Annotated in this window: 13 protein-coding genes and 1 tRNA gene; 2 read left to right on the top strand and 12 right to left on the bottom strand. The window is 63.8% G+C overall.

Features of this window, described 5'->3' with window-relative positions; genetic code table 11:
* Window positions 1-53: 53 nt before the first annotated feature.
* The 3 genes from FMM02_RS07720 to FMM02_RS07730 are packed head-to-tail and all read right to left on the bottom strand — an operon-like array spanning window position 54 to window position 2,626.
* Window positions 54-971: an NAD-dependent epimerase/dehydratase family protein gene (locus tag FMM02_RS07720; protein ID WP_147494303.1), complete on the bottom strand. Its 918-nt coding sequence runs from the start codon at window positions 969-971 to the stop codon at window positions 54-56.
* Window positions 956-1,999 carry a GTPase ObgE gene (gene obgE, locus FMM02_RS07725; RefSeq protein WP_147494304.1) on the bottom strand — a complete coding sequence of 348 codons (1,044 nt, stop codon included), beginning with the start codon at window positions 1,997-1,999 and terminating at the stop codon, window positions 956-958. Before obgE ends, FMM02_RS07720 begins: the two co-directional genes overlap by 16 nt.
* Before the next feature lie 45 nt (window positions 2,000-2,044).
* Entirely contained in the window at window positions 2,045-2,626 is a 582-nt protein-coding gene (locus FMM02_RS07730) for a TetR family transcriptional regulator (RefSeq protein WP_147494305.1), read from the bottom strand.
* 52 nt (window positions 2,627-2,678) lie between these two features.
* On the opposite strand from FMM02_RS07730, the gene FMM02_RS07735 reads away from it, so the two are divergent.
* Entirely contained in the window at window positions 2,679-3,566 is an 888-nt protein-coding gene (locus tag FMM02_RS07735; protein WP_147494306.1) for a metal-dependent hydrolase, read from the top strand.
* Here FMM02_RS07735 and FMM02_RS07740 read toward each other — a convergent pair.
* The 5 genes from FMM02_RS07740 to FMM02_RS07760 form a co-directional block, all read right to left on the bottom strand.
* Window positions 3,563-4,108 carry a GNAT family N-acetyltransferase gene (locus tag FMM02_RS07740; protein ID WP_147494307.1) on the bottom strand — a complete coding sequence of 182 codons (546 nt, stop codon included), beginning with the start codon at window positions 4,106-4,108 and terminating at the stop codon, window positions 3,563-3,565. The genes FMM02_RS07735 and FMM02_RS07740 overlap by 4 nt on opposite strands.
* A 196-nt stretch (window positions 4,109-4,304) precedes the next feature.
* Window positions 4,305-4,577, bottom strand: a complete 273-nt coding sequence (rpmA, locus tag FMM02_RS07745; protein ID WP_147494308.1) for a 50S ribosomal protein L27 — start codon at window positions 4,575-4,577, stop codon at window positions 4,305-4,307.
* A gap of 12 nt (window positions 4,578-4,589) precedes the next feature.
* Complete coding sequence (gene rplU / locus FMM02_RS07750; protein WP_147494309.1) at window positions 4,590-5,096, bottom strand: 50S ribosomal protein L21; 507 nt, start codon at window positions 5,094-5,096, stop codon at window positions 4,590-4,592.
* A 122-nt stretch (window positions 5,097-5,218) separates the two neighbouring features.
* Window positions 5,219-5,575, bottom strand: a complete 357-nt coding sequence (hspQ, locus tag FMM02_RS07755) for a heat shock protein HspQ (protein ID WP_147494310.1) — start codon at window positions 5,573-5,575, stop codon at window positions 5,219-5,221.
* Window positions 5,576-5,614: 39 nt separating this feature from the next.
* On the bottom strand, window positions 5,615-6,295 hold the full coding sequence (locus FMM02_RS07760) for an SDR family NAD(P)-dependent oxidoreductase (RefSeq protein ID WP_342782497.1): 681 nt from the start codon (window positions 6,293-6,295) through the stop codon (window positions 5,615-5,617).
* Window positions 6,296-6,414: 119 nt separating this feature from the next.
* Here FMM02_RS07760 and FMM02_RS07765 point away from each other — a divergent pair.
* A tRNA-Ser gene (locus tag FMM02_RS07765) sits at window positions 6,415-6,504 on the top strand.
* Window positions 6,505-6,566: 62 nt separating this feature from the next.
* Here the strand turns inward: FMM02_RS07765 and FMM02_RS07770 are convergent.
* From FMM02_RS07770 to FMM02_RS07785, 4 genes are all read right to left on the bottom strand, one after another.
* On the bottom strand, window positions 6,567-7,628 hold the full coding sequence (locus FMM02_RS07770) for a PrsW family glutamic-type intramembrane protease (RefSeq protein WP_147494312.1): 1,062 nt from the start codon (window positions 7,626-7,628) through the stop codon (window positions 6,567-6,569).
* A 12-nt stretch (window positions 7,629-7,640) separates the two neighbouring features.
* Window positions 7,641-10,694, bottom strand: a complete 3,054-nt coding sequence (locus tag FMM02_RS07775) for a hypothetical protein (RefSeq protein ID WP_147494313.1) — start codon at window positions 10,692-10,694, stop codon at window positions 7,641-7,643.
* A 76-nt stretch (window positions 10,695-10,770) separates the two neighbouring features.
* Window positions 10,771-12,336 carry a hypothetical protein gene (locus tag FMM02_RS07780; RefSeq protein ID WP_147494314.1) on the bottom strand — a complete coding sequence of 522 codons (1,566 nt, stop codon included), beginning with the start codon at window positions 12,334-12,336 and terminating at the stop codon, window positions 10,771-10,773.
* A gap of 215 nt (window positions 12,337-12,551) precedes the next feature.
* Window positions 12,552-13,286 carry an oxygen-binding di-iron domain-containing protein gene (locus FMM02_RS07785; RefSeq protein ID WP_147494315.1) on the bottom strand — a complete coding sequence of 245 codons (735 nt, stop codon included), beginning with the start codon at window positions 13,284-13,286 and terminating at the stop codon, window positions 12,552-12,554.
* Between the last annotated feature and the right edge of the window lie 43 nt (window positions 13,287-13,329).

Raw genomic sequence — 13,329 nt, forward strand, 5'->3', positions numbered from 1 at the left:
TGACGCAAGGCTAGCCTAAGGTCGCGATCCTGTTGAGTCAGGATCGGACGGTGTCAAAGCCAGCCCTCCTGCCGATACCATCGCGCCGTCTGGTCCAAGCCCTGCGGGGTCGGGATCCGCGGCACCCATAATGTTTCGGGTGCCGCATGTCGCGGATCGCAGACCCAGTCGGGATGACAGAAATAGGCGGCACGGTCGGGCGTCAGCTTGGCCTTGTCGCCGCGCAGCCAGCGATCGATCGTCGCCCCCATGCGGACCAGTGCCACAGGCGCTGAAAAGCTGATCGCCCGCCGCCCAACTGCGGCCGCCAACGCCTCCCCAAAAGCGCGGTGGGTCCATCCATCGGCGGTGCCATCGTCAGGCTCGACGAGCAGCGCGTCGGGCGCGACCGGAGAAGCCATGGTCAGCAGCAGCCGGGCAAGGTCGTCGACATGTATAAGGGATAGGCGGCCCCTGGGCGGAAGCAGGATCAAGCCGCCCTTGGCCATGCGGAACAGCTCCAGCGTCTCCCGGTCGCCGGGGCCGTAGACAGCCGGCGGACGGACGATGGCATGGCTGAGGCCCGACGCACGCACCAGAACTTCCGACCTCGCCTTGCTTGCACCGTACATCGAAAGGGCGGGCTCCCGCGCGGCAAGCGAACTGACATGGACGAAGCGACCGACACCAGCCGCCTGTGCGGCGTCCAGCACCGCCCCCGTCCCGGCGACATTGCCGACTTCAAATCCCGCCGCGTCCGGGGAATTGATGACGCCCGCGACATGGATGACGGCATCGGCGCCCTCGACGAGCTTGCGCAACGCCTCGGGCCGGTCGAGCGCACCTTCGATCCAGCTGATGCCCGCGCGGTCCGGTTGCGGACGGCGGGTGAGGGCGCGCAACCGGTGTCCGCCGTCCAGCGCCAGGTCGATCAGGCGAGCGCCGACGAAACCGGTGCCGCCGGTAATCGCAAGCGTCAGAGCGGCGACCATTCGATCGATTCCGCCGGTCCGTCGTCGTCGAACGCCCGGTCCTCGCGCAGCCGTTCGAGCAGCGCGTCGAGCACAGGTTCGATTCCGACTTCGCCGGCTGCGCTGATCGGCAGGACGGGAAGGCCGCTTTCGGCCGCCAATTCGGCGGAGAGCGCGGCAGTCAGTTCCTCGTCGAGCGTGTCGGTCTTGTTGAGCGCGAGCACCACGGGCTTGTCGTGAAGACCCTCGCCGTAGGCATCGAGTTCGTCGCGGACGACACGGTAGCTGGTGGCGACATCCTCGTCATTGGCGTCGACCAGATGGAGCAGTACCTGGCAGCGTTCGACATGGCCGAGGAACCGGTCGCCGATGCCCGCGCCCTCGGCGGCGCCCTCGATCAGGCCGGGAATGTCGGCGACGACAAATTCGCGGCCGCGGTGGGATACCACGCCCAGCTGCGGGCGAAGCGTGGTAAACGCATAGGCTCCGACCTTGGCCTGGGCATTGGTGACGGCGTTGATGAAGGTCGACTTGCCGGCGTTCGGCAGCCCCACCAGTCCGACATCGGCAAGCAGCTTCAGCCGCAACCAGACCCACATTTCCTCGCCCGGCCAGCCGGTTCCATGCTGGCGCGGGGCGCGGTTGGTCGAGCTCTTGTAGCTGGCGTTGCCGCGCCCGCCGTCGCCGCCCTTCAGGAAGTGGAGCCGCTGACCTTCTTCGGTGAAATCGGCAAGGAGGGTTCGATCCTCGTCGTCGGCCAGGATCTGTGTCCCGACCGGCACCTTGATGATCAGGTCCCTGCCGCCAGCACCGGTCATGTTGCTGCCTGCGCCGCCCTTGCCGCGCGGTGCCCGGAAATGCTGGGTGTAGCGAAAGTCGATCAGCGTATTGAGGCCCGGAACCGCCTCGAACACAATGTCGCCGCCCTTGCCCCCGTCGCCACCGTCGGGTCCGCCATATTCGATGAATTTCTCCCGCCGGAAGCTGACCGCGCCGGGGCCGCCGGCACCGGAACGGATGAAGATTTTGGCTTGGTCGAGAAAATGCATGGCGCCGCCCTTAACGACAAATGCGGCGAAATGGCAGCGTCCTCGCTATTCGCCGACGATCCCCTTGATCAGTCCGACCGCATCGTCGCGCACCGCGATCCGCGCAAGGCCGGTCGCTTCGGCCACCTCCTCGCCGACCAAGCTGTCGCCGATCGCCAGCAGCACCAGTCCCAGTGTGACCCGGTCCATCGGCCGTTGGTCGCCCGATTCGCGAAAATCCTCGACGATAGAACGGATGGTGGTGATCAGCGGTTCGAGCGCCTGACGCTGCCGGGTGAGTGCGATCCAGCCGATCAACTCGCCCGCGCGCTCGGCATGGAAGGCGTCGAACATGGTGTTGACGACATCGCGGGCGCTGGCTTCGCCGCGCCGGCGCTTGCCGATGGCGGCCCGGATCGATCGTGAAACCGTCAGGCTGATATCTTCGGCAAGCGCCTGGTGCAGGCCCGCTACACTGCCGAAATGATGAAGAAGATTGGCGTGGGTCCGGCCAATTCTGGCGGCCACCGCCTTCAAGGTGACGCCGCCCATGCCTTCGTCGCGCAATAGGTCGCGCGCCGCCGCAACCGCAGTTGCGCGTGCGTCATCGGGGGATTGGCGTTTCCGCTTCGCTATTGTTATTGACATTTATGTCAGCTAATTCACCATGTGACTGCAACCTGTTCCTTGGAGTGGATTGATGACCTCCGCAAGCATCGCCCGCCAGAAGACCCCGGCCGATCTCACCATCACCCCGCGTGACCGGCGTTTCGGCCGGGACGCCAAGCCGACCCGCTGGTGGAACGGTGGCGATCCGGTCGCGACCGCGGTCTATAACGCCCTCTCGGCGACCTTTCCGAAGGGCGAGGCCTTCTTTGTGGAAAGCGTGCGAACGTTTCGCGAGGGTGCACCGCCCAAGCTCGCGGAGGAAATTCGCGGCTTCACCACCCAGGAAGTAATTCACAGCCGCGAACATGCCGCCTTCAACAAGGCGGCGCTCGATGCAGGCTATGTGTTGCAGGGGCTGGAAGATCGGGTTGAGTGGCGCCTCGACATGGTCCGGTCGAAGCCCCCGATCGCCTCGCTCGCGGCCACGATGGCGCTTGAACATTTCACCGCCATCCTTGCTCACGAACTACTCGCCGACCCTCGTCACCTGGCCAATGCGGAGGGCGAGGCTGCACGGTTGTGGCAATGGCATGCGGTGGAGGAGATCGAACATAAGGGAGTCGCCTACGACACCTGGCTCTACGCCACCCGCGATTGGACCCGGCGCAAGCGGTGGACGGTCAAGGCCAAGGTAATGATGCTGGTCACCCGCAATTTCCTCGTCGACCGGACTCGCGGTGCCCTGGAGCTGCTGCGGCAGGACGGAATCACCGGCCCCCGGGCCTGGGGCCGGCTGCTGTGGTTCATGTGGGTCCGGCCCGGCATGATGCGCAAGATATTCGGGGCTTGGGCGAGCTTCTTCTTGCCGGGATTCCATCCCTGGAACGAGGATGATCGCGCGCTTATCAAAACTTATGAGCAGCAGGCCCCCGCCGCCGAACCCGGGAGAATGGTCCGGCGGGCGAAGGCTGCGGCCTAGGCGGCCAGCGACGCGTCGACATCGGCCCGGCTAGCCAGCGACAGGCGCAAGATGCGCGACAGGCCCGACCCGCCGCGTCCGCAACTGTAGCGCTCGGCGCTAAGGCCGGTGGACACGAAGCCGAGCTTCTCGAGCACCCGGCCCGAGCCCGGATTGTCGACGAAATGCGATCCTTCGAGGCGCGGAAGCTTGAGCGTCCGGGCGATATCGATCAGTGCTCGCCCGGCCTCGGTGGCGAAACCCTTGCCCCAGTGCTGGCGGGCGATCCAATAGCCCAGTTCGACCGCACCCGAGGGGCGCCGGCCAAGGCCGCAGGCGCCGATGATGCGCGGAGGACCGTCGGTGCGTTCGCAGATCAGGAAACTCGGCAAGACCGGGTCGCGGGGCGCCGCAAGAAATGCCTCCGCGTCCTCCAAGGCATAAGGCCAGGGTGCCGTGGCCAAGTTGCGGACGATCTGTTCGTCTGCGATCGCGCAGGCCAATTCCGGCGCGTCCTCGGCCCAGCCGGGTCTCAATAACAGGCGTTCGGTTCTGGCAAACATGACCAACGTCCTCCTCCCTTCGGGCTCCCCGCTAGGGCCGCCCTGTTGCAGTTTCGGGAGAAGAAAGGGTCGTTTTCGTGACCAAAAAAAAGGGAGAGGAGGGGGCTTCCCTCTTCTCCCTTTTTCGATTCCTGGTTTGCAGGTCTCGATCCGGGCTGCCCCCTCGCGGGAGCGGCCCTTTATCGACCGATCCCGATTATTCCGCCGCCTCTGGCATAATGGCTTCGACATGGACGTATTTGCGACCAAGCTTGCCATCGCGGAACGCGACGCGGCCGTCGGTAAGAGCAAAAAGGGTATGATCCTTGCCCAGGCCGACGTTCGTCCCCGGGTACCAGCGCGTGCCGCGCTGACGCACAATGATGTTCCCGCCGCGAACCACTTCGCCGCCGAACTTCTTCACGCCAAGGCGCTTTGCTTCTGAATCGCGGCCGTTACGCGACGAGCCGCCAGCTTTTTTATGTGCCATTTTCTAGGACTCTTACTTCTTGGTCTTGGCCGCGGGGGCCTTCTTGGTTGCCGCCTTAGCAGGTGCAGCATCCTTTGTCGACTTCGCCGCCTTGGGCGCGGCTTCCGCCTTGGCAGCGGTTTTCGGCTCGGCGGCCTTTTCCGCCTTGGCGGGCGCTGAAGCCTTTTCCTCGGCCTTGGCCGGGGCAGTCTTCTTCTCGGCCGGAGCCTTTTGCGCCTTCTGGCCGCCGATGCTCACGATCTCGAGGATCGTGTGCTGCTGGCGGTGACCGGCCTTGCGGCGGTAGTTATGGCGGCGGCGCTTCTTGAACACCGTGACCTTTTCGCCCTTGGCCTGGGCAACGATCTTTGCCGCGACGGTCAGGCCGTCGGTCGACTTTAGGTCCGATCCTTCGCCGGCCAGCAGGACATCAGTCAGGTCGATGCTGTCACCGGCGTCACCAGCCAGCTTTTCGACGACGATCTTGTCTCCGGGGGCAACGCGGTACTGCTTGCCACCCGTGCGCACGATAGCGAACATGGGCCTTATCACTTTCCGTCACGTATGAACCGCGCAAGGCTTGGCGCCGCGTGGCGACGCCCCGCGCGGGAAAGCGTGCCGCCTATGGGAGAGGGGCGATTCTGTCAACCGCCGCAGGGCGATTAATGGCGATGTTCGGGTTTCAGCTTGTAGCGCTGACCATCGAATCCTTCGAACAGCGTGCCAATCGCCGGATGATCGATCGGCTCGCCCTCGTCGTCATGAACCAGGTTCTGCTGGCTGACATAGGCGACGTAGCTCGACTCCGCATTTTCGGCGAGCAAGTGGTAAAAAGGCTGGTCCCTGGCCGGCCGCATCGCCTCGGGAATGGCCTCGTACCATTCCTCGCTATTGGCGAAGACCGGGTCGACATCGAAGATCACGCCGCGAAAATCGAGCAGGCGATGACGAACCATCTCGCCGATGCCGTAGCGGGCCTGGGGGATCTTTTCCTGGGGAGACGCAGTGGATACGGACATGGTCCCAATTTAGGGACTGCTCGGCTGAAGGCAAGGAAATCAGCCGGGGATTTCCTTACCCCGCCAGTCGAAACAGCGGCCGCTGTCGCCGGGGCGCAGGCCGTCCAACACCGACAACAGAGCCCGGGCGCTCTGTTGCGGTGAAATCAGCTGCCCGTCGCGCAGGTTGCGCTGGAACGGCTTGCTGAGCCCGGTGTCGACGGTTCCGGGATGCAAGCCAACGAGGATCGCCTCCGGCCGGGTCCTGCCGAGCTCGATCGCCAGGGTACGGATGATCTGGTTCAGCGCCGCCTTTGAGGCTCGGTAACCAACCCAGCCGCCCAGCCGATTGTCCGCGATCGAACCGACCCGCGCTGACAGCGCCGCCATAACCGCGCGGCGATCGGGGCGTAGCAGGGGGAGGAAGTGACGCATCACCAGTGCAGGGCCGATCGCATTGACCTGGAAATAGCGGTCCAGCGTTTCAGCACGGATTGCCCGCATGCTCTTCTCCGGCTCGAGCGCTTTGTCATGGAGCAGGCCCGTAGCGAGGAAGATCAGATCAAACGGCCCGTCGGGGGACAATTCGGTCGCGGCCCGGGCGATGCTGCCCGGATCGGTGAGGTCGACCGACGGGGTCGCTGAACGCGACAATTGGCGAACAGACGCACCGCGCTCCGCCAGCGCCGACGATAGGGCGCTGCCGATCCCTCCGGTCGAGCCGATGATGATCGCTTGCACATTGAGCCAACGTCCGCGATCCCGGGCGGGTTCAAACAGGCTTTGCATCTGCGGCAACCGCTGCTAGAGGCCGCCACCGACCTTGCCGGCCGTCCGCCGGCCCGGTGTTGCGCTTCTGCGGAGAGGTGGCTGAGAGGTCGAAAGCACCGCACTCGAAATGCGGCGTGCCGGCAACGGTACCGTGGGTTCGAATCCCACCCTCTCCGCCACATTCTGATGCTGTTGAGACGCTCCAGCTGGACGCCGATTGGCGCACGGCAAGGGAATCCCGTCATTGGCCCGGTTGAGCCTTCTTCGCCTTAAGCCGTTCCTCAAGCTCGGAAATTTCCCAATAATCGTTGCGGCTGAGCGGAAGCAGGGGCTTCAACGCGGCGAAGCTGGCCTTGCCGATCGCATGGCGCAGTGCTTCCAGCCGGTCGAATGCCGCGCCGGCTTCGACCTCGACTTTCGACACATCATCCAATTGATCGTGCAGCGCATCCTCCGCAGTCCAGGCGAGAAATGTCAGCTGCTCGCAATATTCGCGGATACTCTCACCAGTTTTCGGATCTGACCGCGCCACCAGGGCGGCGATCTTGCGGCCGCTGTCGCTATCCGGGTAGCGGCCCGCGCGCCACCTATCGAGCGCGATGCGATGGGCCTCGCGTTCGGTTGCGAGCCACTTTTGCGCTTCGATCGCGCCGAAGCGCAAAAGCGTCATGATCAAGAAGGGGGCGGCTGCCACGGTGGCGATCATCGCCAGCATGGGTTGGTTGGGAAATTGATTGAACAGGGTGTGGACCGCGACCGCGCCGAGATAGCCGGGGGCGAACCACAGCGGACTGAAGTTGAATTCGGCGGCGACGCCGCGGGTCTCGCGCTCGGCAAATTCATGCGCCGTCGCGGCGAGGATAGCGACCGCGCAGCCGTGCATCACCGCGGTTCCCAGGCCCCGCACCATCCAGACGGTCGGCGCGAGATCCGGGAAACGGGTCAGGTAGATGATGTTCTCGACTACGGAGAAGCCGGCGCCGATGGCGAAGCCGGAAATGACCGCGTCCAGCTTGAAACCGATGCGGTTGAAATAGAATAATCCGACGATGGCCAGGCCCTTGATGAGCTCCTCGATCCAAGGCGCTGCAAAGCGGCTGTAACTGGAATAGCCCAGTGGCAGCTGGTCAAGGAAAACACCGCTGACCGGGTAAGCGATCCCGGCGGTCATCCCGCCGAGCGCGAGCAGGCCGATCGTTTCCCAACCGGTCATTAGCTTGAACACGTCGAGCCAGATGAACATCATCAGCATGACGAGTACCGGCGCCAGGGCGACCGACCAGTTGGTGAGCTCGAAGATCATCGCACGCCGACCCTACATGATCTTGAGCGACGCGAGCAGTTCGGTCTTCTGATAGCGGCCGTCTTCGAATCCCGCAGCGGCGCCGACCGAGAAAATCATTGGCAAGCGCAGCGCAACGGTGAAATTCAGATCGACCTGTCCGCCAAGGTCGTAATAATTGTGATTGCGGCCAGCAGCGTCGCGGGTCAGCATGGCACCGGCGAACAGGGCCGGCCGAGCGTAGCTAAGATAGATGGCAGGTGTGCCTATCTCGGCGAAACGGACCGGTGGCAGGTTGATTTCCCCGGTAAGCTTGACGAAGCGGCGGGCGCTGATCTGGTCGATTTCGAACCCCGGGAAACTGTCGATTTCGCGGTAGCGTTTTTCGGGCCGGTTATCGACGTAGTTGTTGCGGAACGAACCGAAGTAGAAGCTGCCGAGCGGGCTGGTCGCCTTGCCACCGGCGACACCGCCATGGATGTAAATCCAGGCCGAGGCATTGGCGATCGGTAGCGGGATGCCGTAATCGAGCCCGAGCTGGAGCTTGGGATAAATATCGGACCGTGCGAAATCGGTCGTCCCGATCGCGCGCCAAGCCACGCCCTTTTCATGATCGACCCCACCCAGGGACTTGCGGGTATTCGTGTATTTGACCCCGCCTTCGACACTGAAAATATTGGCCGGGCTCGTGATATTCTGCGCCGAGGGCAATTGCGCGAGTCCGAAATATGCGGCCGCCGAGCCGAAGAAATCGAGCTGGCGCGGGGGGTCGTAGATTTTGGTCTTATTCCAGCTCACGATGAACGCGTCGCCCTTGCGGCTGCGCTCGACCGGTCCGAACAGATCGTAAAAGTCGGCGTCGTTATGCTTATATTCTAAGCTCCAGTTCAATGTCTTATACTTCAGTCCGATGTGGAGCCGCTCGCGGTTCGGCAAATTTCCGAACGGCGAATAGCTCACCGTCGCGTCGAACTGGCTGAACTGCATCGGATCTTCGAAGTGTATATAATATCCAGGCGAGATGGCGCCCTGATAGCCTTCGACGATCGGGTAGGCGGCGGCCAGCTTCATCCGCCTGGCCGGGCGATATTTGCCTCGCTCGGTGACCAGCGGGTCGAGGTCGATCTTTGCCGGCGAGCCAACGCCCCATTCCTTCAGTTCCGGATGCGCCTTGATCACTTTTGTGCCAAGAAATTCGACCGTGCCGAGATCGTCGCGTTTTTGCGGAACAATGCGCGAGGGGGTCAGGCCGGCGCCTGTATATTCGTAGACCAGCATGCTCCCGTCGGGCTGCGGGAGGGGCCGGAAGAAACCAGTCGAGGCGTTGCTCACCACCTCGTACTTCTGGGTCGCGATATCGAACGTGAAGACGTTTGACACGCCGGTATAATAGGCGGTGCCAACCAATGACTTGCCATCGGGCGAGAAAGTAAAGCTTTCGGGCGTCGAGGGCGACAGGTCGAGGCGGGCAACTTCCTGCGGGCCGCCGCCGGAAAGCAGGCTTTCGGCAGTCCAGACGCGGACCGACTGCTTGCCGTCGATTTCCCCGAAGCTGGCGGCGACCAGACCCCCGTCAGGCGAAATGTCGAGATCGAACGGGGTCTGGCCGTAGTCGAAGGTGTGGACCTGGTTGAAGCCGGCATAGGGCTGGGGAATGCGCACGATGGTGGCGAAGCCGTTCTGGTGGCGGATTCCCCAGATGGTTTTGTCGGCGGGGTTGACCACCAGGTCGCCGATCCGCGCGTCGCGGAGCAGCGTGCGTTTTCTACCGGTGTCGATGTCGATTTCCACCAAGTCGCGGAAGGCGTAATTGTCCTCGGTGTAATATGCTTTGCGGACCGCGGGATCAAACGCGAGGCTGGTGACCTTGTAGAGCATCATGCCCTTGATTTCCTGGAGCTTGCGGAGCTTGCCGCTCGTCAGATCCATGGTTCCGACGAAGCCGATCGTGCCCGGGTAGCGGAAGGCGGCGACCAGGCTGTTGGTCTTCGGGTCGACGAAGCCGCGGCTGATCGACCCCAGGCCGATTGGGGACAGGTGGGTGACGTCGGTCAGCGGATAGGCCGAAAGCTTCGCCAATTGTTCCTTTTGGAATTGCTTTTCGAATGCGATCCATTCGGCCCAGGCATCATCGAGCTTGCGCCCGAAAACATGGCGGAACTGGGCGGCGTAAAAGGCCTTGCTGTCCGCATCGCGGCCGAGCCACTGGACGACCTTCCCTGGACCGTAGGTCAGGGCGAGCCAGGAGAAGAAACGCGTGCCGTAGAGGTAGTCGTTGACGCCGACCTGGAAATCGACCGCAGTACCTTCGGATTCGAGGCCAAGCGGCGAATAGAATGTGTCGCCATCGCGGACCTTGGCGCGGAACACCATTTCGTCATAAGCGCCCTGCGCGCGGCCAAGACCTCCTGCCATCCACGTCTCGAAAAACACCGCCGATCCTTCAAGGTACCAGCGCGGCACCGCGTTGCGCGGGGTGGCGAGGTAATTCCACAGGATCGATTCCGGATGCTCCTGGATCGGCATCGGTTTTCCGCGCAGGAAGCGGCGCCAGCCGGCATCCTGACTGTTCCACACGTCCATCGTTGCGACGTGGGCCAGCTCATGGTTGGTCAGGGTGAAGAAGCGCTCGCCCGGGGTGAAGGTTTCCATCGACACCGACAGTGGCGCGACATCGAGCAGCACGGCGTTGTTGGGCGACGAGCGGGCCGCGGCATTGCCGTAATCGCCGAAATCCTTGAGCAACAAGGTGGTCCGATCCCACGGCGTCCAGTTGAAGGTCTTCTTGTGGAAGACCAGCGCATTTTCGAAAGCGCGCGCGATGTAAGGTGTCAGGTAGGTCTGGACCGGGTCGAAGTAGAGCAGGCTGAGATTGGCGGTTTCGAGGGTCGACAGGTCGATGCCCGATGCGTCGGGCGGGACATGGTCGGGACCTTCTGCTTCTTCCCCGATTGGCTCGGCCGGTAGAGTGGTATCGGACAAGACTATCGGTTCGACCACCGTGGTGATGTCGGAGGGCGGAGGCAGCTGTTCAGGCGATTGCTGCGCATAAGCGGTCGTGGCCGCGCTGCAAAAAAGCGCGGCCACTTGCCCCCTGATGACTTGGCGGATTCGCCGCCGGTCCCCTGCCATCCGCCCCCTTTCAGCCCGAAGGCCGTGGCCGTTACCGGGCCGCGATCGCTTGCGAGAAAGCCGGGCTCTGCAAGGCAGCGGCGAAGTTTGCGTTCATTGCCAGTGCCTGGAAATTGGGGTTGCGACCCAAGGCTGCAAACGCCTGCGCGTTGCGCGCGAAGGCTGCCAGCGCCGCCGGGTTACGCGCCAGTGCCGCAAACGCCTGCGGATTGGCGGCCATGGCCGAGAAAGCCTGCGGATTACGCGCCATGGCGGACATCGCCTGTGCATCCAGCCGGCCCTGTGCCGCCGCGGCCTGCGAATTGAACGCCTGCGCCGCACGGGCCGAGGCTGCGAGGCCATTGGCATCGCGCGCCATAGCCTGGAACGCCTTTGCGTTGCGCGCCATGGCATCGAGTGCCTGCTGGTTCATCGCCGCTTGGAACGCCTGCGCGTTGGAAGCGAGGGCGTTAAAGGCACTGGCGTTTCGACCGAGCGCCGAAAAAGCCTGGGCATCGCGGGCCAAGGCAGACATTGCCGCGCTATCCCGGGCAAGCGCCTGGAACGCCTGGGCGTCGCGCGCCATCGCCGCGATCCCCGCGGGGTTGCGAGCCGCCGCCGCAAAGGCATCGGCATCGCGACCATAAGCTGAAAAGGCGTTGGCATTGCGCGCCATCGCGGCAAACGCCTGAGGATGGCGGGCGAGTGCGGCAAAGGCTTGCGGGTGCTGCGCCAGAGCGGCGAAAGCCTGCGGTTGCAGGGCGAGGGCATTGAAAGCCTGCGCGTTCATCGCGATTGCTGATGCGGCACTGGAATCGAATGCATTGGCGGCGCGACCTTGCGAGGCGAAGGCCTGGGCCGAGCGCGCGGCGGCGCTCAGTGCAGCGGCGTTCCTCGCCATGGCCGAAAAGGCATCGGCATTGCGCGCCATCGCGTCGAACGCCTGAGCATCGCCGGCCAGCGCCGACATCGCCGCGCTGTCACGAGCGAGCGCCTGGAACGCCTGGGCCTGACGGGCCATGGCGGTTACCCCGGCCGGATTGCGTGCCGCCGCGGCGAATGCATTCGCGTCTTTCGCATATGCGGCAAAAGCCTGGGCATCGCGGGCCATTGCCGCGAAAGCTTGAGGATGGCGCGCCAACGCGTCGAACGCGTTGGCGTGACGCGCCATTGCCGCAAAGGCCTGGGCATCGCGGGCATTGGCGGCGCGACCAGCAGCGGACGCGGTCTCAGCATTCCTGACCATCGCGGCGAACGCCTGAGGATCGCGGGCGAGGGCGGCGAATGCCTGCGGATTGGCAGCCATGGCCGCCATAGCCTGCGGATTACGGGCCAATGCGGCGAAGCCGGGATCCTTCGCCATGGCGCGGAAATTGGGATCTTTGGTCATCACTTCGAAAGCGTCGGACTGCATCAGTTGCGGAATCGACGTATCGCCGAGTGTGACATCGCCTTCACCCACTTGGGGCGCGACATAACGGTCGGCGGGAGTGATCGTGCCTTCAGTGGGGCCGAACGGCGGATAAACGCGGCCCAGACCATAAGCGCCGGCGGCGATCAGGACGACGAGCGCGCCAGATGCCAGATACTTGCGGTTGTTCGCGGTGGTAGCGTTCATGAGTGCCCCCTATTGAACCATCCGCCTTTATTAATAATTTGTTAACCGGAGTCAAAGTTTTCGCGCACGAAAGGATGTCGGTCCGGGCCATGACGAGGGCTGGGTGCGCCAGTCCGATTATGCAGAAAACGGCCGTTTGTACCTCGCGAGGCACTTGCTTCCAATGGCGACGCGGCTCGAGTCGGACCGCCCGTTCGCGCCCGCAGCAGTTTCGATCAGGCGGCAGTGCGCTGCTGTTCGCGCCAGTCCGTAGTGCGGCGATCGTAGTCATCGGCCAGCGCCTCGAGCGCGGCGGCGCAATCGCCTTCGAAGCTGGGTCCGTGCATCAGTGCTAGCCGGGCCGGCTTGAGCGCGGCAAGGCGGCGGATGGTTGATCCCATCTGGGGATGAAGGCTTGAGAAGCCGAACTGATCCTCGGCGGCGATCGCCGGACCGACAATGTCCGAAGCGGTCAGGGCATGCGCCGCTCCCACCTGCGTGAACAGATCGCCGCACAGCAATGTGTCGCTCGTTTCCTCATAAAGCAGTCCCGCATCCCATCCGTGCGGCGTATGCGGCGTGTCGATATAGCGCACACGCTTGCCGCCAAGGTCGAGCAGCGCTTCGTTTCCTAGCGCCACTGGTGCGCGGTCGCACATGTCGGTGAGATTGATATCGCAGGCAAGCGCACCATGCGCGACCTGCGCGTTCGCGGCAGTCTCGAGCCACAGATTGGCCGATCCGCATTCGTCGGCCTCGACATGGCCGAAGCTGATCCAGCGCAGGGTCTCGGGCGGGATGACCTGGGCGACGGCATCGCGCACCGCAGGGAAGAGCTGCCGCTGCCCCGTGTGGAAGAGCAAGGGCTGGTCGGCGAGGATGAGGAACTGGTTGAAGGTCAGGCCGGCAGGCGGAACAAAGGTCGAAATGCGAAAGATGCCGTCGGCGATCTCGTCGAGCTGGGTAGTCATGCTGCCGCCTTTCCGATGAGAATTAAATTGACTACACAGCACT

This window comes from Sphingomonas xanthus, assembly GCF_007998985.1.
GTDB classification, from domain to species: Bacteria; Pseudomonadota; Alphaproteobacteria; order Sphingomonadales; family Sphingomonadaceae; genus Sphingomicrobium; species Sphingomicrobium xanthum.